This window comes from Pseudomonas sp. GW821-FHT02A11 (assembly GCF_059421985.1).
Window position 1 is genome coordinate 68129 of the sequence record NZ_JBWKWB010000013.1, and the last position, 22964, is coordinate 91092.

The following is a 22964-nucleotide window of genomic DNA, read 5'->3' on the forward strand; positions in this document are numbered from 1 at the left end:
CCGCAACTGTGCGATATCGAAAGAAGCGTTGTCCTTTAAGGTATTCACAATGCACATCGGTTGTTTGCTATGCCTGGCACAAAAGCCTGCCAGGCACACTTGGCTGGCTATTCCTTCAACCGCTGAATCAACGCGCGAAGATGCTCCCCGTAGGTGACACGATCTGCTTCGCTTAAAAGCTTGTATTCAGCACTCGACAACAATGATCTCTCTTCGGATTCTGACAAGCGATTACCTCCCAGACTGGTAGTCCCGGCGTTCAAAACTGCATAGCCGTCCATTGCAACAGCACGACTAACACGCAACAGCGTTCCGACGGGTACTTCACTCGGCAGCATCCCTGCTCCTACTGGTACATAATCATTCTGGAAATTCGCATACAGTTCTAAATCAAACAGGCCATCAATCGAGCCCGTGTAAGCTTCCCACACAATATTCTTGCCTGTGTAAGCGTTAGCTAATGGAGCATAGTACACTCCTACCATCTGCAGCAGCCTGTAAACAACAGCATAACCGACATTAAAAATCCACCCCAGTCGATAAGTGGCTTCGAATACATTTGATCCCGCATGTACCACACGAAACGTAAATGACTCGGGCTTGTTCCAGGGCTCGGTCGAAATCTCAAATAAATGAGGCTCAGTGGTCGACACCACGTCGTCATTCAACCCTTTGATAGAGAGACCGATTGAAGCATACGCTGGCCCTGGATTAGTCAACGAATACCTCACACCGCTGACGGGCTTTCCTGCGCTATTAGATACCGTCACACTAATCTGATATTTCAATGACCTTGATAACAGATCTGGCGCCGATAAATCAAAAGCAGGGGGCTCACCCTCTATCTTCGCAGTAAAAACCAGTGCATGTACAACGATAGAAAATTTAGCCGATTCATTGAGCCCTGCGGGCTTCGCCACAACTTCCTCTGTGCCCTCTGTCGTGAACGAATATGCAAATGTAGCCTTGCCCGAACTATCGGTTGTACTGTCAGGTTGTTTTGCTCCAGTCACCGACCATTCGACCTTTTTATTAGGCAGCGCTTTTCCATTCGCTTTAAGCCACACAGAAAATGTAACAGCAGGCTGCCCCAGTATAAACTCGGTGCTTTTTGGTTCAAAACGATCAATAACGATGGCGTACGCCTTAACAGCAAAACTTCGGCTTTTACCGGACTTCGGCTCTTTCACCGTTATCGTGTGATCACCCGGCGTCTCAAATCCCTGTTTGAACGTGACTTTCCCGGCGCTGTCAGACTTACTTGTTACGGTCGTACTGCCTACCGACCATGCTACCTCGACACCGGAAAGTAGCTGGGTGCCGGCTTTAAGCACGACCGAAAACTCAATGTCCGGGGAGTGTGTGATCACATACTCAGTCGCGCTGACCTTAGGATCGGTCAACTCCACTGCGTAAGTGTCGACATCAAAACTGGTTTGCACCTGCGTACCCACTACGCTCGCCTTGACTACCTGCCTGATATCCGCGCCAGGTGTGAAAGTCAGGTTGCACCTGGCTTTGCCCTCACTGTCCGACGTGCCGCTGTCCTTGACACTGTCGTTCACAAACCATTCAACAGTTAAACCCGAAACAGGCTGCCCGCCTGCTGTAAGAGTGACTGAAAACTGTATCGGGTCCGAATGCCCCTCAATGTATTCAGTAGCGCTCGCCAAGGGGTCGACGATCAGCAAAGGCCCCACTGGTGTAGCTGCGCTGGTCCCTCTGACGGTGCGTTGCGCCTTCGACACAACCGTTACCGTCGCGGTCCCGGGAACAGTGGAGGTGCACACTGTTTCTGCAATGCCCTGTGCGTCGGTCTTGCTCGCAGCAGGGTCGACGGTGCCAAGGTTCGTTGACCAATCAACGTCCACATTGGCTCTGGGCTTCCTGTCCAGGCCCACCAACTTGCACGTTACCTTGGCGGGAACGCCGACAATCATCGAGGGTTGGCTGAAAGCGACCGATTCAAAGTAATACAGCTCGACGTCGTTCTGCGCGAAAGGTAATACCGCCGTGAACTGATCGTTCGATAAACCGCCTTGTAATTGAAGAGAGGCCTTGCTGATACTGGAAAACTTGTCCAGGTCAATTTCTGGTGCAGCCCTGAAGCTTTTATCACCGTTTTCAGTGAATGACGTCGCTCCAGAACCCTCAATGGACGCCCCAAGATTGATCGTGCATTGATCAATTTTCTCGCCCCAGTTCCAATTCGCGAGACCGGACTCTTTGGCCACCCGCTCGGTTTTAGTGCTAAAAACAGCCTTGTCGGATGTGACTGAAATGCCCGGATGCCCCCAGCGTAAGAGACGTCCCATTCTCAATTCCTGGCAGCCAACTACTTGTTCCGCTTCCCCTTCTGTTTTGCACTCCACAGAAAATGCGCATTGCATCTTCTCCACGTGTGCCTCTGTCGTGGCAGGCAAGCCTTCAATGTAGAAGTCCTGACCCGCTGGGGAGGAGGTGTAGGTGTTGTCCATACCCTCGATATACACCAAGGAGTCAACCTCGTTATCGGACGAAATTGAGTATTTCATACCGGAAACGGGCATCCCGTCCTGGTCGACCAGTTTGACATTCAGCTTGTACGCATTGTCTCGGCCTAGCAATGGCGGAGACGTTGGACAGTGTTCCCCGAGGATCGCGAAACGAAACGAAAGTCCACTTTTATTGATGCTGTCCACTTTCCCACCTCAACAATAAAGATAGTAAGGATTAAACTCATCGAACCACGCCCATAAATAGGCACGTCCGTCTCGATGCCGCTAATACACGATTAGATTTTGTTCAACCTGCCATTGCCGCTCACGGTCGGGCTGATGGACTTTATTTCTTAACTTTTTTGGTGCGCTGATCGATAAGTGGGGCGTCACCAGCCAACATCACCAAGTACCCGTCCATTGCTGTAACACGACTCACTTCGGTGACGTCGTTGTTCATGAGCTTCGTTATATTTTCTTCCGGTGTTCCAGAATAACTCGGCGTCCCTGTCAATGTGCTCGGCAATGACAAGGTCACTTCTTTAGAGGGAACGCTAAACACGACATCTCCGATGGAGGTGTCAGGGCCTCGATACGGTGAGGGTCTACCCTGTACACACACCCAGTTGAGTGTCAGCTTGTCACCCGCCTTAAGCGTCGCCGACTGATACCTGAACAACCAACCCAGCTTGTACGTCTCTTCGGAATATTCCAGCGGGTATTCAGTACTGATGCGCAGTGTAAAATCTACCGGTTTATCGCCTGCGGAAGATCCCACATTGAATTCCACGCCTTCTTGAGTGGTCCTGTAGGTCTTGCCCAGCCCTTCGATGTCGAACCCGTCCAGCGCCGGGTTTCCGTCCGCCAAGGTGGCCGTGAACGATATATCTTTGATCGGATCGCTGGGGTTATCCGCATCAAAGGCCCTCACCAGCAGCGTGTAGGGCACTATGCGAGAGAGCAGCCAAGGGGATTCTTCATCCTGGAGCGCCCCTTTGACTTCCAGGGAAAACTGCACGCGCTCGCGGGCCAGGATGTCGAACGTTTGAGCAACGGCCGTACCGCTTACCGTCGCCGTCACGACATAGTTGCCCAACTCGAATGTCGAGTTGAATGTCGCCTTACCCTCTTTATCGGTCCGGCTAGTACTTGTCGTTTCTGCCTTTTTCCTGCGAGAGCCTTGTTTCCTGACCTCCCACGTCACCTGAGAACCCACTGCCACTTCGCCGCCGGCTTTGACCCACACGGAGAATACGAGCGGCTCGCCATATCCAACTACGAAATCCTTGCGACTTTGGGCAGCATCGACGATTTCAGGCAGAGGATTGACGGTGGTTAGCTCCGTAGTCTTGTCGGTCGCTCCCTCTGCAGGTTTGGCCGTCGCCTTTATCCTGACCTTACCGAGCTCGCTTGAGCTGAAGGTAATGACCGCCAAGCCATCGGCATCGGTTGTCGAGGCGCTGGCTGAGAGCTCGCCAAAATCATTGCCCGCCTCGTCCGTGGCCGCCCAGGTGATGACCTCGTCGGGGCGCGGCGTGCCGTCCAGGTTCACCAGTGAGCAAACGACCTTGACGGCAATGCCCTCAATAACGACGTCATCGAACCTCACGTACTTGAAATACGGCTTATTGAGGAACCCGACGGGATTCAACTCGACCTGACGGCCATTGCTGTAGGCGGCATAAATCCTTGCTTCGCCGGGCTCCAGGCTGCGCAGTTGCGCGACAGCCACCCCCTCACTGTTTGTAAAGGTTTCAGGCCGCTGGAACTCGCCAAGGGTCGAGTACCACGAGACCGCGCGATCAGCTGCCTGGTTGCCATACTGATCAGCCAGTGTGACCTCACAAAAAATCGCTTCCAGCCTGTTGGACAGCGCTTCGGTGGGGGTCACTTTGTGAGACTTGAAGTCAATGCTCTCTTCGTCACAGTCGATCACGACGGGAGGCGCCTTGAGCTCCTCGCCCAACCCGAACCGGGCAATGACGGTGGCAAGTCCCATTTGTTCGCCGCTCTTGAGCTTCGTTTGAGTGATGCCCTCCTCGTTTGTGACGCTCTCCAGCTCCACCAGTTGGCCAAGATCGGTAGACCAGCGAATGGACACGTCCGGGTAGGGAACGTCCATCACGTCGCGCAGGGTAATGGTGTAGATGGCCTGATCGGTATCGCGTTGCGCTACCAAATAATCCGGCGTCACGGTGATGGTGCTGGAAACACTCTGACCGGCTTCGTCGCCGTTGACCGGCAACGGATCAGTGAGACTACTCAGCGCCAGTTCGGCGGCCTGACGGTAGTCTGCAACGGGGCTGGTGGGCGTCAGCCGGTGCAGGGCGAGCAAGGCGTTTGCATCCAGTGAGGTATTACGACTGAGCAAGGCCGTTCTGGCAACGGTATCCAAATGCTGGAGGTTGAAGACCACCCCGTCTTCATGGACGCTGTACGCCACTGCCAATACTTCACGGATCCCCCAGCGCAGAAAGCTAGCCAATTTGTTCGACGCGCTTTCCCTGAGCAGTCGGTGATCACCTGGCGTGGCGCCTTCCCACAGGCTGTTGATCAACCTGAAATAGTTCAGCAGTGTTTCTTCGTTCTGTTCGCTCAGACGCAGCAACGCGGCGTATTGCGTACTCCAGTAAACCAGTTGCATCGACAAATCGCTGCCCTTCAACCCGAACCAGGCCGGTTGTTCGCGCAACTGTGAAATGAAGGCCGGGCTCAGGTCCAGGTGATTGGCCAGCGTGGCTCGCTTGGAAAGCCCTTCAAGGGTGAGCAGTACGCTGTCTCCGATGGACATCTGGAGGACGGCGCTGTCTCCGTAGACACGCAGCACTTCGGCCAGCAGTAGATAGCGATTGCCTTCGCCCCAGAACAGCAGCGCCTTGGCCACATCCGCCGAGGTGCTCAGGTATCCCGCCAGCCCCTCCATCAACAAGGCTTCCTGAGCGCCCCGGGCGCGCATGATCATGTTAGTGATCTTGGGGTGCAGCTCTTCCACAGGCATTGCTGCGTCTTCGAGAACGCGTTTTACCTCATCGCTCAGCTTCTGCTCGAACGATTCTTCGCTGTCTTCTCCGACAAAGAGCACCAGCCCCTTGGTATTGGCGCCGCCCTCACCCGTATCGATAAATTTATCCAGCGCCTTGAACCAGTCGAAGGGCGCCGTGACATAGACCTCCTGTTCCTCATCATCGAGCTCCAGGACCACTGAAACATCCGGCGCGCCAACCTGAGCAAAACTGCTGTCGGTAATCAGTGCCGACAGCAGGCGCGTGTGCATCTGCTGCAGCAACCCCTGTTCAGCCTCGGTGGCCACAGGCTGAGTGGCAGAGGGCAATACCAGCCGACACAACTGCGCGACCGACCACTTGTGCTCCTTCGACCATGTACTGCAATCCACCAGCGCATGAATCACGCTCAGCGTGTCCGTGTTGCTGGAGGCGTAATACGAGGCGATCTGCGTGGTACCCGCCAGCTTTGCCACCAGGCGACTGCCGCCGTCGTCCAACAGTTCGAGCAGCGCCAGCGCTTCAATGGTGCTCAGACCGAGATACCGCGGCAGGCGGACCAACCGATAGAACGCCGACACCACCTCGCGCGACCAGCGCAGCGATTGACCGGCGTAGGTCTGCTCAACGACCCTGGCGACGTAACGCCAGGTTTCGAAGGTAATCCCCAGGGCAGCGCACAAGTGATCAATTTTCTGCCGCTCGGCCTCGGTTCCCGGCAGCGCCGTAAAGGGTTTGTCGTCAAGCGTGAGCGCAACGGAAAACAGCGCCTGGCTATTGAACACACGGTCGAACTGCGAAGCAGTCTTGCCGCGCCCGTAGACGCTGAGCCCATACAACAGTGCGGAAAAATCTTCGGCGGGCACGTCGAACCGCCGGCGCAGAATCTGGAACAAGCCCAGGGCCCGAAGGGTGTCCTGGCTGATCAGCCAGGGATTGTTCTCATCGGCGTTCAGCCGACGGGAAGCCTGGGCCGAATGGTGCTCGCCCTGCATGGACGCCACCAACAGTTGATCGACCTCATCGAACGGGAGCTCCAGCCAGCGGGCAAGACGGATCATGCGGTTCATGCGGTCGACACGGTCGGGGGTGATGTTGGTGATGCGGTGAATCGGGCCCGTACCCTTCTCGGTGTCGGCAGGCGGGGTTTCGATGCCCATGGCGGGCGACTGCCCCGCGTTGATATAGACCGAACCTGAGAGGCTGGCGTCGACCTCGCTCTCACCCGACACGTTCTCGGATCGGCTGACAGCGAACGCCCCCACACTGAGCAAGGCTTCCAGCGCCTCGGTGCTCAACCCCGTGCGTAGGCAGAAATCCTGGGTGTCATCCAGCTCGGCCAAACTGTCGACTCCGAAATTGTCGCGGTAGAACGCTGAGGCGTCGTTCGCTTCATCGGCCTTCGTCAGAAGGCCTGTTCGCCGGTTGATACGCCAACCACTCGCTTTCAGCACATCAGTCGCGCCCACTTCATCAGCAAAATAGGGAGCCTCCAGCAGCAGCCCTTGCTGGACCGGACCGAAGCCGCTGTCCTGGATCAAGGCGTTATCGGAGAGCAATGAGTGAACGCCCGGCTCCTTGAAATAGGGATACTCAGGGTCGGCAGCGCGAATCGCATCACCCAGCGTCTTGTCCTTGCGCCCCAGCGCGTAATTGATCTGGCTGGTGTAGCGCTCGAACGGCAGCGCGTTGGGGTAGCGAGCGTCGAGCAAGGCGTCGTCGACAGATTTCTCCTCGAGGCCGATGCCGTCCAGATGCGTGCGAATCGACTTTTCCAGAATCTCATTGACCAGCACGATGGTCGGCTCGACCCGGTTCAGCGCGGTGTGGTCCAGCACCAGATCCTTCAGGTCAGGGCGACGCTGGTCGAGGGTGATGACCTCATCCTGTTTGCCCGTGGCCTCGAGGTCCTTGGCGTAGCGGTAAAGATCGGCGAGGTAGGCCACCGGCGACGTGGTGGCCTCGATGGCATCCGGCGGGCAGTGATTGGCCCAGTCGGGATTGAACATATCGGTGTAGGTCGGGCCGTTCACCAGGCCCTTGACGCCGGTCGGCGGCCGATTGGCTTGGCGCACCGAGGCGGTCAGGCGCTGCTCGCGGAACTGCCGGGCGATGACCACGGACATTGCCTGGGCCCGGGCATGCAGATCGCGCGCCTCGCTGATGTGCATCTGCGGGTTCTGCTCCATCAGCCTGGGGATGCCGGCGTTGGCCAGGCTCATGACCGAGCCGAACTGCTTGGACAAGGCGGCGCTGCTGACGGTTTGCTGAGCGCCCTGAAGCAGGATGTCCAGAGCGGAGACGGATTTGGACGCAGTTTTACTGGTTTTTCTGGCCATGAAAGTGACTCATCCTGAGACTGATGCTTCCTTGAAAATGGCCACTGCGAAAGACCATGAAAAAATCTAAGCACGGCTTTGGCGATGGCGCGCAAGGCGTCGGACCGGTGGTAGATTCAAACGAGGCCCCTCATAAAACCGCTCCTGCGCAGGCCTTTGACCCTGCAACGATTTCTGCGTTTTTCCTGCCACTGCCCAAGCGATAAAACAGCGGAAAAAACCGCAACCTGTCAGACACTTCTCGTTTTGACCCGGTAAACATCGCCAAACGCTGAAAAAACCCCTCCGCCGGTTAGTCGCCGCCCCCCTGGATGGATTAAAGTAACGCCCCCAGCTTCGGTGCCGTTTTGGCGCTGCTGCCTACCTGCCAGGAACCGTCATCGATGGAACATCGTGAAGCGTTGATCGCGCTGCGAACCTTTCTCTCCACTCAGATTATGGGGCAGGAGAAGCTGGTGGAGCGCCTGTTGATCGCGCTGCTTGCCGACGGCCACATGCTGGTCGAAGGCGCGCCGGGCCTGGCCAAGACCAAGGCCATCAAAGAGTTGGCCGAAGGCATCGAAGCGCAGTTCCATCGCATCCAGTTCACCCCCGACCTGTTGCCTGCCGACATCACCGGCACCGAGATCTATCGTCCCGAAACCGGCAGCTTCGTCTTCCAACAGGGGCCGATCTTCCACAATCTGGTGCTGGCGGACGAAATCAACCGGGCGCCGGCCAAGGTGCAGTCGGCGTTGCTGGAGGCCATGGCCGAGCGCCAGGTCAGCGTCGGGCGCAGCACCTACGACCTCTCGCCGTTGTTTCTGGTGATGGCCACGCAAAACCCCATCGAGCAAGAGGGTACCTACCCGCTGCCCGAGGCCCAGCTCGACCGTTTCCTGATGCACGTGAAGATCGGCTTTCCCGACGCCAACGTCGAACGCAAGATCCTGCAACAGGCCCGTGGCGAAGCCTTGAACGGCGAGACCAAACCTGAACGGCGCGTCACCCAGCAGGCGATTTTCGCCGCGCGCAAAGAGATCCTCGGGCTGTACATGGCCGATGCGGTGGAGGAATACCTGGTGCAACTGGTCATGGCCACCCGCACCCCCGCCAAGTTCGACGCAGAACTGGCCGAGTGGATCGGTTACGGCGCCAGCCCCCGTGGCTCGATCTCCCTGGACCGCACCGCCCGCGCCCACGCGTGGCTGGCGGGCCGCGACTTCGTCAGCCCCGAGGACATTCAGGCGATGGTCTTTGACGTGTTGCGCCATCGCATCATCTTGTCGTTCGAGGCAGAGGCGGCAGGCATCGATCAGGACCGCGTGATCCAGCGCATTCTCGACGTCGTTGCCGTCGCCTGAGCCCATGCAACCCTATCTGATTTCCCAACCGGGCATCCGCATCAGCCTTGCCGAGCTGATCGAAATGCGCCATCGCGTGCGGGAAGTGCAGCTGTTTTCCTCCCCCGGTCGGCGCAGCCCGCTGATCGGCCTGCACCACTCCAAATTGCGCGGTCGTGGGGTGGACTTCGATCAGGTGCGGGTCTATCAGGCAGGCGACGACGTGCGCACCATCGACTGGCGCGTCACGGCGCGAACCCAGGAGCCCCACACCAAGCTGTTCCATGAAGAACGCGAGCGACCGATTTTCATCATGGTCGAACAGAGCCGTCGACTGTTTTTTGGTTCGGGCTTGATGTTCAAGTCGGTGCTGGCGGCCCAGGCCGCTGCGTTGATCGGCTGGGCCGCGCTGGGCCACAACGACCGGGTGGGCGGATTGGTATTCGGCGACAACGAGCACTACGAAATCAAACCGCGCCGCAGCAAGCAGAGCCTGCTGCAATTGCTCAACCGGCTGGTGCGGGTCAATCAGTCGCTGCACACCGAAGCCGTGGCCGACCGCGACACCTTTGGCGTGGCCCTGCGGCGTGCCCGCGAAGTGCTGCGACCGGGCAGTCTGGTGTTCATCCTGTGTGACGAGCGCACGCTGTCCGATTCGGCCGAGCAGCAACTGGCGCTGCTGTCCCGCCACTGCGACCTGCTGCTGTTGCCGCTGTCCGACCCGCTGGACCACGCCCTGCCCGCCTCGGGCTTGCTCAGGTTCGCCGATCGCGGTGCGCAACTGGAGCTCGACACCCTGAACTCCGACCTGCGCCAGACCTATCGCGCCAAAGGCGAGGCCCGGCAGGCGCGCTGGGCATTGTTGGCGCAAAAGCTGCGGGTGCTGATGATCCCCCTGAGCACTCAACAGGAGATGGTCGAGCAGTTGCGCGACTACCTCAACGCCAACCAGCCGGTGAAACACACATGAGCCCGCTGGATCAATTGCAGCCCTTGATTCTGCCGCCGCCCGTAGCCTTCTGGCCGCCCGCGCCGGGCTGGTGGGTGCTGCTGGCCCTGCTGCCGTTGCTGGGTTATGGCCTGTGGCGGGCCCGTGTGCTGTTGCCCAAAAAAGCTGCAAAAGACGCTGCCGAGCACCCCCTGGACCCACGCCGCCAAGCCGCCTTGATCGAACTGGCGCAAATGCCCAAGCCTTACGACGGCGCCCCTGCCGGTGCCTGGCTGCAGCAAATCAACGGTCTGCTCAAGCGCCTGTGCCGCAACGACTACCCCTACAGCCAGAGCCACACCCTCAACGGCCGCAAATGGCTGGCGTTTCTCGACAACCGCTGCCCGGCGGCCGGCCTGACGCGCTGGATGATCCTTGTAGAAGGCGCCTACAAGCCCGAATGCAAACTCGACGACAAGGCCATTACCGGTCTGACGCAATCGGTCGAAACCTGGATTCGCAAACATGTTTGAGTTCGGCTGGCCCTGGGCCTTCGCCCTGTTACCGCTGCCGTGGCTGCTGCGCTTCGTGCTGCCGGTGGCCGACAGTGGCGAGGCCGCGCTCAAGGTCAGTTTCCTCAACGAGCTCGAAGGCCTGGCCGGCCGTCGCGCCCGCGCCCATTTGCCGGGCTGGCGTCGGCAGTTGCCCTTCGTCACCGTATGGCTGCTGCTTCTGATCGCTGCGGCCCGTCCGCAATGGCTGGGCGACCCGCTGCCGGTGGCTTCCAGCGGGCGCGATCTGCTGGTGGCGGTGGACGTGTCGGGCTCCATGGATTACCCGGACATGATCTGGCAGAGCGATGAAGTGAGCCGCCTGACCCTGGTCAAACAGCTGCTCGGCGACTTCCTCGAACACCGTCAGGGCGATCGCGTCGGCCTGATTCTCTTCGGCAGCCAGGCCTATATGCAGGCGCCGCTGACCTTCGACCGCAAGACTGTACGTGTCTGGCTGGACGAAGCGCGCATCGGCATCGCCGGAAAAAACACCGCCATCGGCGACGCCATCGGCCTTGCCCTGAAACGCCTGCGGCTGCGTCCGGCACAGAGCCGTGTGCTGATTCTGGTCACCGACGGCGCCAATAACGCCGGCCAGATCGACCCCGCCACCGCGGCGCGGTTGGCGGCGGGCGAAGGCGTGAAGATCTACCCGATCGGCATCGGCGCCGACCCGGACAAAGGCGCCACCAGCATTCTGGGCCTGAACCCCAGCCTTGATCTGGACGAACCGGCCCTGCGCGAAATCGCCGACATCACCGGCGGGCAATACTTCCGTGCGCGTGACGGCGCGCAACTGGCGCAGATCGGCAAGACCCTCGACGCCCTGGAACCGGTGACCCAGCAACCCACTCAGGCACGCCCGGCCCTGCCGCTGTATCACTGGCCTCTGGGGGCGTCTTTGCTGCTGAGCGTGCTGCTGGTGATCCACGAACGATGGCCGCACAACCCGCTGTACCGTTTCCTTGCGCGCCAGCCCGTGCTGCATCAAGGGCCACAGTGGCGCCAGCGCTTCAAGCGTTTACGGAGGCGCCGATGATCGCCCTCTGGCCGCACTGGCTGCACCCTTGGTGGCTGCTGCTCCTGCCGTTGCTCGGCGGGTTGCTGTGGCGCCTGTGGCACCGGCAAAAACGCGTCGGGCGCTGGCAGATGATCCTGCCGAGCGCCTTTCATTCGGTGTTGCTCAGTGGCGGCAGCGGACGGGAAAGCAAGCTGCCATGGATCGCCCTGGGCTTCGGCTGGCTGCTGGCCTTGCTCGCCCTGTTGGGCCCAAGCTGGCAGCGCGTCGAGCAGACCAGCCAGAAACCGGTGGACCCGCTGGTGGTGTTACTGGAACTGACCCCGGAAATGCTCGCCGCCGACAGCCCGCCCTCGCGGTTGGAACAGGCGCGGCGCAAGCTGCTGGACCTGTTGCAGGCGCGCAGCGATTCGCAGACCGCGATCATCGTCTACGCCGGCAGCGCTCACACGCTGGTGCCGCTGTCCGACGATCTGGGCACCAGCAAGAACCTGCTGGACGCGATCAAACCGTCGATCATGCCCGAGGCAGGACAGCGCGCCGACCTTGGCGTGATCAAGGCCCTCGACCTGCTCAGACAGGGCGATCTGGGGGTGGGCCGTCTGCTGTGGATCGGCTCGTCGTTGACCGACAGCGAGCGTCAGGGCATTCGCCAGGTCATGACCGGCCATGGGCCGCAGCTGCTGATGCTGGGGGTCGGCACCGCAGAGGGCGCGCCCGTCACTCAAGAAAAAGGGGGGTTTCTCAAGGACGCACAGGGCGGGATTCTGGTGCCGCGCCTGGGCAGCGTCAGCCTCAAGGATTTCGCCGACGAACTGGGCGGTCATTACAGCTCTTCGTCGCTGGACGATGACGACCTGCGCCAGCTGGGTCTGCTCGATGGCCCGAAAGACATGCGTAGTCAGGGCCAGACCGTGCAGCTCGACAGCTGGGCCGATCAGGGCTACTGGCTGTTGCTGCCGCTGCTGTTACTCGCCGCCTGCGCCGGTCGCCGAGGCTGGGTGCTGTGCCTGCCGCTGTTGATGCTGCTGCTGCCGCAACACAGCTACGCCTTCGAGCTGAAGGATCTCTTCCAGCGTCCCGATCAGCAGGGTCAGCACCTGATGCAACGCCATCGTCCGGCCGAGGCCGCGCAACATTTCGAAGACATTCAGTGGCAAGGCATCGCGCTGTATGAGGCAGGTGACTATGCCGGTGCCGCTCAGCGTTTCGCCCAGGGCAATAGCGCCGCCGACCATTACAATCGTGGCAATGCGCTGGCCAGGAGTGGCGAACTGGACGCCGCCATCGACGCCTACGAACAGGCCCTCGAACGTCAGCCCGACTTCCCTGCCGCTGCCGCGAACAAGGCCTTGATCGAACAGATGAAAGCGCAAAACGATCAGGCCACCGCCGATGAGGCCCGCGAGAATCAGGAAGACAGCGACGAAAACGCCAACACGCCCACTTCCGACAGCGCTGAGCAACAGCAGTCCAGTCAGCAGGCGCCCGCGCAGATCGACGAAGATGACAACGCCAACAGCGCGCAATCGATGTCCGGCGCCAGCGGGGCCAGTGACGCACCCGGCCCGTCCCCGGAGGACGACGAACCGACCCGCGCGCCGAGCCGTCCCGCCGGCAGCCCTATCAACAACGAACAGCGCCAGGCGCTCGAACAATGGTTGCGGCAGATCCCGGATGAACCCGGCGAATTGCTGCGACGCAAATTCTGGTACGAACAACAGCAGCATCAGGAAAAAGCTCGATGAGTCGTGTGCACACTGTGGTAATCGCCTGGCTGCTCTGCCTGTCTGCCCTCGTGGCGCAGGCCGACACGCCCGCTGCGACGTTGCAGGCCAGCGTCGACCGCACGCGCGTGAACACCGGAGAAACGGTGGAACTGACCCTGGAGTCCGACGACGCAACCCTGTTCGGCAAGCCCGACATGACCGCGCTGGACGCCGATTTCGATGTGCGCGACACCCGTCAACTCAACAGCCTGACCACCCTTGAGGGCAACGTGCATGCCACCACGCGCTGGCTGATCACCCTGATGCCGCGCCACAGCGGCTCGATCGAAATTCCGCCGCTCAAGCTGGGCGAACGGGTAAGCCAGCCGATCACCCTGCAAGTGGTCGAGGTCGAGGCCTCCGGGCAGGCTCAGGAGCAGAAGCTCGCCCCGGTATTCATGGAAGCGAGCCTGGATCAGGACACCGTGTACGTGCAGGCCCAGGCCGTGCTGACCGTGCGCATCTACCACTCGGTGTCGCTGTTCGATGACAGCAACCTGACCCCGTTGCAGGTGCCGGACGCGCGGGTCGAAAAACTCGGCGATACGCGCACCTATGAGAAACAGATCAACGGCATTCGCCACGGCGTGATCGAAATGCGCTATGCGCTGTACCCCCAGCAGAGCGGCACCCTGACCATCCCGGCTCAGGAGTTCAGCGCGACCATGGTCCAGGACGTCCCCGAAGTCAGCCAGGCTGCCGCGACCAGCCAGCCGGCCGTGGCCACCAGCCCCAAGCCGGGCAAGCTGATGCGCGTGACCTCTGACCCCCTGGCGCTGACGGTCAAGCCGCAACCGGCTCACTACCCGCCCAACACGCCTTGGCTGCCTGCGCGTAGCATCAACCTGAGCGAAAACTGGAGCCCGGACCCGGCCCATAGCCAGGTCGGTGATTCGCTGACCCGCACTCTGGTGATCAACGCCGAGGGCCTGTCCAGCGCGCAATTGCCGCCGCTGCCCGCCACCGAAGTCAGCGCGCTGCGCCGCTACCCCGATCAGCCGCAACTGAGCAATCAGGCCAACGAGCGTGGGCTGGTGGGCAGTCGCGAGGAACGTGAAGCATTGGTGCCCAATCGTCCGGGAGCCATCGACATTCCGGCGGTAGACGTGGTCTGGTGGAACACCCTGGAAGATCATCTGGAGCACAGTTCGCTGCCCGCTCGCACTTTGCAGGTCAGCACCAATCCGGCGTTGTCGGTGGACATGCCGGTCAGCGACAACGCGGGCGTGACCGTGATCGACCCGCCCGTGTGGCCTTGGCAACTGGCCACGGTACTGCTGAGCTTCACCACGCTGCTGGGCTTTGGCCTGTGGTGGCGTGCGCGCTGGCAACCGGCGCTGACCCGCGCGACCCAGGCCGGCCCGAGCCCACGCACAGTGCTCGATGACCTCAAGCGCGCGAGCCTTGCCAATGATCCGCAGGCCACCCGTCAGGCCCTCGACGCCTGGGCCCGCCAGCAACCGGAAACCCTGGCCGACATGGCAGCGCGCTTCGTGCCCCTGTCCGATGCCCTGGACGGCCTGAACGGGGCGCTCTACAGCGAGACCGGCAAGCTGTGGCTGGGCGAAGATTTATGGAAGGCGGTCAAGGCACTGCCAGCCGTCGAGAAACCCGTTGATGCGAACGGCGCAGACAGCCTGCCGCCGTTGTATCCGAAATGAATGAATGCCATTGCTCACCTGATGCATCGCGCGATTGCCGGGTATGCACGACCTCCTGCGTGAGCGAATTCATTCGCGAACAAATGGATCACTCGACAGAGATGCATCGTCTGAACCGGCCTCTCGCGAATGAATTCGCTCCCACAGACAATCGTGCCCTCCAGGCTTTGCGGTGAGACCGCCATCTCGGCCATCCCTACACATTAGAACCAAGGTACCCTCATGCGTCTGTTCCACACTTCCGACTGGCATCTGGGCCAGAACCTCCATGGCCAGGAACGGGACTTCGAACACGAGTGTTTTCTGAAATGGCTGCTTGCCCGGCTCGTCGAGCGCAAGCCTGATGTGCTGCTGATCGCCGGCGACCTCTTCGACACGGTCAACCCGCCGGTCAAAGCCCAGGAGCGCCTGTACGACTTCATCGTAAACGCCCACGAACAGAACCCGCAGCTGACCATCGTCATGATCGCCGGCAACCACGATTCCGGCTCGCGCATCGAATTGCCCGCCCCGCTGATGCGCCGATTGCGCACCCATGCGCTGGGCCGTGTGCTGTGGCTCGATGACGGCGTGCTTGACGTCGAACGCCTGCTGCTGCCGTTGACCAACCCCAAAGGCAAGGTGCTCGGCTGGTGCTTGGCCCTGCCGTTCCTGCGCCCCGCCGAAGTCACCGGCCCGGCGCTGGGCGACAACTACCTGCGCGGCATTGGTCAGGTTCACGAAAAACTCATCGCCGCCGCCAACCAGAAACGCAAGAAAGGCCAGGCCCTGATCGCCATCAGCCACGCGCACATGGCCGGCGGCTCGGTGTCCGAAGACTCCGAGCGCAGTCTGATCATCGGCAACGCCGAAGCCCTGCCCGCCAGCCTGTTCGGCGAGACCATCACCTACGTCGCCCTGGGCCATCTGCACAAGCCGCAGAAGGTCAATGGCGAGAACCGGATTCGCTACAGCGGCTCGCCGATTCCCCTGTCGTTTTCGGAAATCGGCTACCCGCACCAGATCCTCGAAATCGATTGCGAAGGCGACAAACTCGCCAGCGTCACCCCGCTGCTGATCCCGCGCGCGGTCAACCTGCAACGCGTCGGCCCGGCGCCCTTGGCCGAGCTGTTGTTGCAGCTCAAGGACCTGCCGGACATCGACCTGCTGGCCGACGTCGACCGCCAGCCGTGGCTGGAGGTGCGGGTGAAGCTCGACGAGCCGCAACCTGATTTGCGTAACCAGATCGAAGCGGCGCTGGAAAACAAGGCCGTGCGCTTGGTACGCATTGCCGCCGAATACGCGGGCAAAGGCGCCCGCGACGACGACAACGACCGCGACCTGATCGAACTGGATCAGCTCAGCCCGCAGGAACTGTTCAGCCGTGCCTGGCTCGACAACTACGGCAGCGAGGTGGACGAACAGACCCTGCAGGACTTCGCCACTCTGCTTCAGGACGTGCAGTTGGCAGAAGGACAATCGGAGGCCGAACAATCATGAAAATCCTCGCCATCCGCCTGAAAAACCTCGCCTCGCTGGCCGGCCCGTTTGAGCTGGACTTCACCGCCGAGCCCTTGGCCAGCGCCGGCCTGTTCGCCATCACCGGTCCCACCGGCGCGGGCAAGAGCACGCTGCTCGACGCGCTGTGCCTGGCGCTGTTCGGCGCCATCCCGCGGCTGAACAACGTCAGCCAGTCGAAAGTGCCGGAGATCGACGGCGACATTAGCACCAACGATCCGCGTAACCTGCTGCGTCGCGGCACCGGCAGCGGCTATGCCGAGGTGGATTTCGTCGGCATCGACAAACGCCGTTACCGCGCCCGCTGGGAAACCAACCGCGCCCGTGATAACGCTACGAAAAAACTGCAGGCCAGCCGCCAGACCCTGACCGATCTGGACAGCGACCAGATCCTCAGCAGCCAGAACAAGAGCGAGTACAAGACCCTGCTCGAAGCGCGACTGGGGCTCAATTTCGAGCAGTTCACCCGCGCGGTGATGCTGGCCCAGAGCGAGTTCAGCGCCTTCCTCAAGGCTGACGACAAAGAACGCAGCGAGCTGCTGGAAAAACTCACTGACACAGCGATCTACAGCCAGTTGGGTCGTCGCGCCTACGCCAGGAGCAAGGAAGCCGAAGAGGCGCTGAAAACCCTCAACGCCCAGGCCGGCAACCTCACGCCGCTGGAACCCGAGCAGCGCGCCGAGCTGGAGCAGCGCTTCACTGACGCGCAGCAACAGCTGAAGCTCGCTCAGGCACAACTGCGTCAGCTGGAACTCAAGCAGCAGTGGTTCAGCGAGCTGAATCGTCTGCGTGACAGCCATCAGGCGGCCAACGAACAGCTGATCAGCGCGCAACAGACCTGGGATGAGCAAGGTAGCCAGCGTCAGCAACTGGGGCAACTGGAACGTCTGGCGCCCCAGCGGCATCTGTTCGGTCAACGCCAGAAACTCGATGCCCAGCTCAGCCCGCTGGCCGCACGCATCCAGGCGCAGACCGAGCAACACACCCAGACTCAAGCCGCGCTGACAGACCTGGAAGCGCAAGTCGCCAGCGCGCAAAGCGCCCTGCAGCAGGCTCAGGATCGGCAACAGGCGGCCAAACCGGCGTTGAGCGAAGCGTTCGAGCAGCAGGTGCAGCTCAATCACCTGAACAACGACCTGCAACAGGTCAGCGAACAGGACCGGGTTGCCGAGCAGGCGAGTCAGGAAGGTCAGGCCGCACTCGATCAGTTGAGCGAACAACAGCGTCAGGTCGAAACCCGCCTGCAGTCCATTGCCGAGCAGTTGCAGAACAGCGCCGCGCTGGATTCCCTGAGCCAGTCCTGGGCGGCCTATCGCCCGCGCCTGCAACAGGTCGTGCTGGTCAGCTCTCGCCTGAACCAGGGCCGCGAAGAATTGCCCGCGCTCGAGCAAGCTTCCACTCTCGCTGAGCAAACGTTGAGCGAACGTCGCAGCACCTTGCAGGCGCTGTACGACGACGCCGAGGTCAAGGCCGACGTCGTCAGTCAGGAGATCGAACGCCTCGGCCAACTGCTCCAGGACAACCGCCAGCAGCACACCGCCAGCGACTCGTTGGACCGGCTGTGGCAGCGTCATCAGGACATTGCCGGGCGCCTGAGTGACGTGCAGACCCAGCAGCAACAGGCCACCGAACGCCGCGCGCAAAGCATCGCCAAAGGCCTGCAACTCAAGGGCGAACACGAGGCGGCCGAGCAGGCCCTGAAGGTCACCGTCGAGTTGCTGCAACGCCAGCGCCTGGCCCGCAGCGCCAGCGTCGAGCAACTGCGCGAACAACTGGTCGATCAGCAACCCTGCCCGGTCTGCGGCAGCGAAGAGCACCCGTATCATCAGTCCGACGCCTTGCTGCAGGCGCTGTCCGGCCATGACGACGGCGAAGAAAACGCCGCGCGCCTGAAGGTCAGTCAGCTTAGCGAGACCCTCGCCGAACTGCGCGCCGAAGTCGCCGAGCTGAACAACCAGCTCAAGCAATCCAAACCGCAGCAGGAGCAACTGGGCGAACAGTTGCAAAAACTGACGCCGGACCTCGAAGCGCACCCGCTGTACCCGCGCCTGCTGGAGCAACCCGATCACCAACGCAGCGACTGGCTCAGCGAGCGTCTGCATCAACTGGCGCAAGACGTGCTCAACGCCGAGCAACGCCAGACCCGCCTGCTCAAAGTGCAGCGCGACGCCGAGGCACTGCAACAGCAAGTGCAGGATGCCCGCGAGGCGAGCCAGCAAGCGATGAAGCTGCTGGACGATCAGCAGCGCAACATCTCGCTGGACAACCAGGCCTTCGAAACCGCGCTGCAAGAATTCGAGCCGCTGCTGCCGAGCGAGAGCCTGGCATTGTGGCGCGAGTCGGCCACGCAAAGCTTCATGCAGCTGGACAACGACATCGCCCTGCGCGTCCAGCAGCTCGATCAGCACAACGACGAGCAGCAGGAACACAGCGAGCGCGCGCAGAAAATCGAGCGCGAGCAGTTCGCCCAGCAGGGGCGAGTGCAACAGCATCAACAGCTGCAACAGCGCGTGCAAAACAGTCAGCAACAACAGCAGGCCGTGCAGCAACGCTTGAAGGAAATCCTCGGCGATCAAGCCAGTGCCGAAACCTGGCAACAGCAACTGGAGCTGGCCGTCGAGCTGGCGCGCCAGGCTCAGGCCGCCGCCCTAGAGGCCCTGCAACAGGCCCGCAGCGAGCTGATCAAACTGACCGCCGAGCTGGAAGGCGAGCGTCAGAAATTGCATTCGCTGGAGCAGGACGTCGCCGATCTCGGTCATCAGATCAACGACTGGCGCGCCCAGCACAGCGAGCTCGACGACACCGCCCTTGAGGCCTTGCTTGGCTTGAGCGATGACGACGTCAGCCAGTTGCGTCAACGCCTGCAACACAGCGAGAAAACCCTGGAGCAGACCAAGGTGCTGGTGCAGGAACGCGAGGCGCAACTGCAGCAGCATCAGGCTCAGCACAGCGACATCAGCGACGCCGAGCAACTGACCGCAGCGCTGACCGAGGCCCAGTCGCAATCAGCAACCCATGACCAACTCTGCGCCGACCTGCGCGCACAGATCAGCGAAGACGAACGCCGTCGCAACGCCAACAGCGTGTTGCAGGAACGCATCAAGACCGCCCACGGCGAGTACCTGCGCTGGGGCCGTCTGGCCACGTTGATCGGCTCGGCCGAAGGCGACAAGTTCCGCAAGATCGCTCAGGCCTACAACCTCGATCTGCTGGTGCATCACGCCAACGCCCAGCTCAAGCAACTGGTGCGTCGCTATCGCCTCAAGCGCGGCGGCAGCATGCTGGGGCTGCTGGTGATGGACACGGAAATGGGCGACGAACTGCGCTCGGTGCACTCGCTTTCCGGCGGCGAAACCTTCCTCGTGTCACTGGCGCTGGCCCTGGGCCTGGCGTCCATGGCGTCGAGCACGCTGAAGATCGAATCGCTGTTCATCGACGAGGGCTTCGGTAGCCTGGACCCCGAATCCCTGCAACTGGCCATGGACGCCCTTGACGGCCTGCAGGCCCAGGGGCGCAAGGTCGGGGTGATTTCACACGTGCAGGAAATGCACGAGCGCATTCCGGTGCAGATCCAGGTGCGTCGCCAGGGCAACGGCCTGAGCACCGTGGAGGTCAGTTGATGGCCGCCCTGCTCTACTCATTCCGCCGCTGCCCCTACGCCATGCGAGCGCGCATGGCCGTGGCCTATTCCGGCGCGCAGGTAGACATCGTCGAAGTCAGCCTCAAGGCCAAGCCGGCTGAAATGCTCGAACGCTCGCCCAAGGGCACGGTGCCGGTTCTGGTACTCGACGATCAGGTCCTGGAACAAAGCCTGGACATCATGTCCTGGGCATTGGCGCAGAACGATCCGGATGACTGGTCCATGACCTCGGACGCCAATGCCCAACAGCAGATCGCCGAGCTGATCGCGGAAAACGACAGCACCTTCAAGACCGATCTGGATCGCTACAAATACGCCGTGCGCTACCCCGAGTTCACGCAAGAGCAGTATCGCGCGCGGGGGGAAGTGTTTCTGGCAAAGCTCGAAGGTTTACTGAGCGGGCGGGACTGTTTGATCACCGATCACCTGACCCTGGCCGACACCGCCCTGGCGCCGTTCGTGCGGCAGTTCTGCTTTGTCGATCCGGACTGGTTCTGGCAGAGCCCGTATCCGAAATTGCAGGGGTGGTTGCAGCGGTTTCTGCAATCGACGTTGTTCATCGATGCGATGGCCAAACGCGTGTGATCACCTGTAGCAGTCCGGCTTGCCGGTGGGGGCGTCCTTGAGATCGGCCTCGCTAAATTTTTCCAGCCATGAGTGCCAGAAAAAACAACAGCAGGAGCAACACCGCAGCTGCCACATGGGGGATTACGGCCCATCGTTTCAAGTGGATGGGCATATTCTTCAGATCGTCGGGATCGACCAAGCCCTTTCGGATATACATGTTGCTAAAAAGCATCACGCTCGTTGCAAGTCCCAGCCGGTACTGACGGCCTAATAAACCGGTGTTACTCCCTAGTCGTTTAGCCTCGACATTGATTTTGCTGTTTCCGAGTGCGTCTTCAATTTGCTCCACTCTGAAAAGCACGACCCACAAAAGCAAGGCCGTATCGACAATCAAGAGAAGCATGCCAAACGCCATGCTCCAATTCAGAATGAAATTAACGTCCATTGACTGCCTCGTAGAGCAAAAAAGTTAAGTCCTCTCCAATCACCGACCCCAGTGTTCCCCCTCCCCACGCCATACCTGCACCCGCCACTAGTACGCAACCCGCTAAAGCGGCTCCACCGGTCACTACCCCAAGCCCAACGCAGATGGTCGGGCCAGCTGCTGTTGCAACTGCTCCACCGGCCCACGCCCCAAATATTCCACCCGCTGCTTTCCCGGTTTCAACATACTTCGCCCGAGTACATTCCTCCTCACGTCCTGTAGAACAAGCCTCTTCAATCTCCAGTGCGCCTACGCCAACGTCCAGCGCAACACCCACGTACGTTCCCTTGCTCATCGCACTCGCCATTTTGGTGATGCCCCTGACCTTGCTGGCATAGCCCCTGATATCGCCCGTATGCAGGTAGCTCTTGCTGGAAATGCCCAGAATCTGCTTCATCTTCCCCTGATGATTCAGGCCCGACCCATAGCGACCGATGCCTTTCAGGCTCTCCTGCATCCGAGAGAACAACGCACGGCGCTGGGCAAAGAACTGATCGTTGGTCACACCTCCAGCACGCCACCGCTGATGCAGTGCCTCGGTCTGTTTGAGCAAGTCCTCCAGTGCCTTGAGATGCCTGCTCCACGCCGCCGTGCTGGCCCCGATACCGATCGAGCCGTAGGACATGAAGCTTTGCAGCAGGTCGAAGTTGTGCGTCATGACAGAGCTTTCATGACTTGTCATGCCAATCATGGCCCCGCGAACCTGCGAGGCCAGCTCCATCAATTGCGTCTCTTCGGGGGTGCACAGGTGCGTCGAACCGTCACTGACGACCACAATCTCCCCTGGCATCACCATGCCGTTTCTTAGAAAGGGATTAAGCTGATCGAGCTTTGAACGAGCGCTCATGGACAGGGCGAGATGGTGATCTCGAAGGTAACTATAGGGCCGGGGTTGATCGTTAACGAATGCATAGGGTTGTGACACGTCGAGCTCCCTGCTTTGAAAGGATTGCCGCTGCGCGGTGTCCTCACCGGGCCAGTAGAAGCCGGACAGTAATTTCAGGGGTTGGCGATGTCATCAAACAGGTGGTTGAAAAAGGCCTGATCACGAGCTTTTCGGAAATTCCCTACGCCGACGTTATCAATGGCCTACACGACAGAGAACAACACGCTCAACGCGACGCATAGGCAGACTATGGCAAAGCATATAAACCTGTAGCAGTCCGGCTTGCCGGCGGAAGCGATCGTTCAGACGCCACCGCCGGCAAGCCGGACTGCTACAGAGAGCTGCGTCGTCATACCGTTTTCCACTTGAAAATGTCGGAGAAGAACTCGCCATGTTTGGGCGGCGGATTGCCCGCATTGAGCTTCTGCGCCCGCAGCATCTCGATGTCTTCGGCAACTTCGGCCTTGAACTCCATGCTGCGCGCCACACCGCCCACCGAACCCTCGCCAAAGCCCAGCAGCGAGCAGCCGTTGTTGATCACGGCGAAAAACGCGATCACCCAGAAGTTCGCCCCTCTCACGACGCACGCCCCTTCGCCTGATCCGCCGCACGCTCAAGTGCAACGACAGACGATTGAGCAGACGCCGAAGTGGGCGTGCTCAGTTGAGGATTCAGGCTGACTACAGCGACCACTGCGATGAAAACAACATACAACGCGATGGCGGTATAAGCGCCTTGTTTAAGTGAATGAAGAATGGCAGTGGCCATGACAGTAGCTCCGGGATGATTCTTTTCTGGCGACCAGAATGCCCGGCGTCGT

15 protein-coding genes are annotated in these 22964 nt (G+C 60.6%); 9 read left to right on the forward strand and 6 right to left on the reverse strand.

Annotation, left to right across the window (positions count from 1 at the left end; all coding sequences use genetic code 11):
- Positions 1 to 107 precede the first annotated feature (107 nt).
- Complete coding sequence (locus AC07V9_RS18605; protein ID WP_495017124.1) at positions 108 to 2681, reverse strand: Ig-like domain-containing protein; 2574 nt, start codon at positions 2679 to 2681, stop codon at positions 108 to 110.
- 142 nt (positions 2682 to 2823) lie between these two features.
- Positions 2824 to 7818, reverse strand: coding sequence for a Tc toxin subunit A (locus AC07V9_RS18610; protein WP_495017125.1), 4995 nt, complete (start codon positions 7816 to 7818; stop codon positions 2824 to 2826).
- A gap of 383 nt (positions 7819 to 8201) precedes the next feature.
- Here AC07V9_RS18610 and AC07V9_RS18615 point away from each other — a divergent pair, with 383 nt between their 5' ends.
- From AC07V9_RS18615 to AC07V9_RS18655, 9 genes are all read left to right on the forward strand, one after another.
- Positions 8202 to 9161, forward strand: coding sequence for an AAA family ATPase (locus AC07V9_RS18615; protein ID WP_495017126.1), 960 nt, complete (start codon positions 8202 to 8204; stop codon positions 9159 to 9161).
- A 4-nt stretch (positions 9162 to 9165) separates the two neighbouring features.
- Entirely contained in the window at positions 9166 to 10110 is a 945-nt protein-coding gene (locus AC07V9_RS18620) for a DUF58 domain-containing protein (protein WP_495017127.1), read from the forward strand.
- Positions 10107 to 10601, forward strand: a complete 495-nt coding sequence (locus tag AC07V9_RS18625; RefSeq protein ID WP_495017128.1) for a DUF4381 domain-containing protein — start codon at positions 10107 to 10109, stop codon at positions 10599 to 10601. The genes AC07V9_RS18620 and AC07V9_RS18625 overlap by 4 nt, the downstream gene beginning before the upstream one ends.
- Positions 10594 to 11661: a vWA domain-containing protein gene (locus tag AC07V9_RS18630; protein WP_495017129.1), complete on the forward strand. Its 1068-nt coding sequence runs from the start codon at positions 10594 to 10596 to the stop codon at positions 11659 to 11661. The genes AC07V9_RS18625 and AC07V9_RS18630 overlap by 8 nt, the downstream gene beginning before the upstream one ends.
- Positions 11658 to 13388, forward strand: coding sequence for a vWA domain-containing protein (locus tag AC07V9_RS18635; protein WP_495017130.1), 1731 nt, complete (start codon positions 11658 to 11660; stop codon positions 13386 to 13388). Before AC07V9_RS18630 ends, AC07V9_RS18635 begins: the two co-directional genes overlap by 4 nt.
- Entirely contained in the window at positions 13385 to 15070 is a 1686-nt protein-coding gene (locus AC07V9_RS18640; RefSeq protein ID WP_495017131.1) for a BatD family protein, read from the forward strand. Before AC07V9_RS18635 ends, AC07V9_RS18640 begins: the two co-directional genes overlap by 4 nt.
- Before the next feature lie 222 nt (positions 15071 to 15292).
- Positions 15293 to 16549: an exonuclease SbcCD subunit D C-terminal domain-containing protein gene (locus tag AC07V9_RS18645; protein ID WP_495017132.1), complete on the forward strand. Its 1257-nt coding sequence runs from the start codon at positions 15293 to 15295 to the stop codon at positions 16547 to 16549.
- Positions 16546 to 20187: an AAA family ATPase gene (locus tag AC07V9_RS18650; protein ID WP_495017133.1), complete on the forward strand. Its 3642-nt coding sequence runs from the start codon at positions 16546 to 16548 to the stop codon at positions 20185 to 20187. The genes AC07V9_RS18645 and AC07V9_RS18650 overlap by 4 nt, the downstream gene beginning before the upstream one ends.
- Positions 20187 to 20792 (forward strand): glutathione S-transferase, encoded by a 606-nt coding sequence (locus AC07V9_RS18655; RefSeq protein ID WP_495017134.1) that lies wholly within the window; start codon positions 20187 to 20189, stop codon positions 20790 to 20792. Before AC07V9_RS18650 ends, AC07V9_RS18655 begins: the two co-directional genes overlap by 1 nt.
- A gap of 52 nt (positions 20793 to 20844) precedes the next feature.
- On the opposite strand, the gene AC07V9_RS18660 is transcribed toward AC07V9_RS18655, so the two are convergent.
- The 4 genes from AC07V9_RS18660 to AC07V9_RS18675 all read right to left on the reverse strand — a co-directional run bounded on the left by AC07V9_RS18660 (position 20845) and on the right by AC07V9_RS18675 (position 22912).
- Positions 20845 to 21219, reverse strand: coding sequence for a hypothetical protein (locus tag AC07V9_RS18660; RefSeq protein ID WP_495017135.1), 375 nt, complete (start codon positions 21217 to 21219; stop codon positions 20845 to 20847).
- Positions 21209 to 22183 carry a hypothetical protein gene (locus tag AC07V9_RS18665; protein ID WP_495017136.1) on the reverse strand — a complete coding sequence of 325 codons (975 nt, stop codon included), beginning with the start codon at positions 22181 to 22183 and terminating at the stop codon, positions 21209 to 21211. The genes AC07V9_RS18660 and AC07V9_RS18665 overlap by 11 nt, the downstream gene beginning before the upstream one ends.
- 310 nt (positions 22184 to 22493) lie before the next feature.
- Positions 22494 to 22724, reverse strand: a complete 231-nt coding sequence (locus AC07V9_RS18670) for a hypothetical protein (protein ID WP_495017137.1) — start codon at positions 22722 to 22724, stop codon at positions 22494 to 22496.
- Entirely contained in the window at positions 22721 to 22912 is a 192-nt protein-coding gene (locus AC07V9_RS18675) for a hypothetical protein (RefSeq protein WP_495017138.1), read from the reverse strand. The genes AC07V9_RS18670 and AC07V9_RS18675 overlap by 4 nt, the downstream gene beginning before the upstream one ends.
- Positions 22913 to 22964 lie beyond the last annotated feature (52 nt).

What these genes read in the sequence shown, in the direction of transcription:
- AC07V9_RS18610 (WP_495017125.1), bottom strand. Translation starts at nt 7,818, where the DNA reads ATGGCCAGAAAAACCAGTAAAACTGCGTCCAAATCCGTCTCCGCTCTG.
- AC07V9_RS18615 (WP_495017126.1), top strand. Translation starts at nt 8,202, where the DNA reads ATGGAACATCGTGAAGCGTTGATCGCGCTGCGAACCTTTCTCTCCACT.
- AC07V9_RS18620 (WP_495017127.1), top strand. Translation starts at nt 9,166, where the DNA reads ATGCAACCCTATCTGATTTCCCAACCGGGCATCCGCATCAGCCTTGCC.
- AC07V9_RS18625 (WP_495017128.1), top strand. Translation starts at nt 10,107, where the DNA reads ATGAGCCCGCTGGATCAATTGCAGCCCTTGATTCTGCCGCCGCCCGTA.
- AC07V9_RS18630 (WP_495017129.1), top strand. Translation starts at nt 10,594, where the DNA reads ATGTTTGAGTTCGGCTGGCCCTGGGCCTTCGCCCTGTTACCGCTGCCG.
- AC07V9_RS18635 (WP_495017130.1), top strand. Translation starts at nt 11,658, where the DNA reads ATGATCGCCCTCTGGCCGCACTGGCTGCACCCTTGGTGGCTGCTGCTC.
- AC07V9_RS18640 (WP_495017131.1), top strand. Translation starts at nt 13,385, where the DNA reads ATGAGTCGTGTGCACACTGTGGTAATCGCCTGGCTGCTCTGCCTGTCT.
- AC07V9_RS18645 (WP_495017132.1), top strand. Translation starts at nt 15,293, where the DNA reads ATGCGTCTGTTCCACACTTCCGACTGGCATCTGGGCCAGAACCTCCAT.
- AC07V9_RS18650 (WP_495017133.1), top strand. Translation starts at nt 16,546, where the DNA reads ATGAAAATCCTCGCCATCCGCCTGAAAAACCTCGCCTCGCTGGCCGGC.
- AC07V9_RS18655 (WP_495017134.1), top strand. Translation starts at nt 20,187, where the DNA reads ATGGCCGCCCTGCTCTACTCATTCCGCCGCTGCCCCTACGCCATGCGA.
- AC07V9_RS18660 (WP_495017135.1), bottom strand. Translation starts at nt 21,219, where the DNA reads ATGGACGTTAATTTCATTCTGAATTGGAGCATGGCGTTTGGCATGCTT.
- AC07V9_RS18675 (WP_495017138.1), bottom strand. Translation starts at nt 22,912, where the DNA reads ATGGCCACTGCCATTCTTCATTCACTTAAACAAGGCGCTTATACCGCC.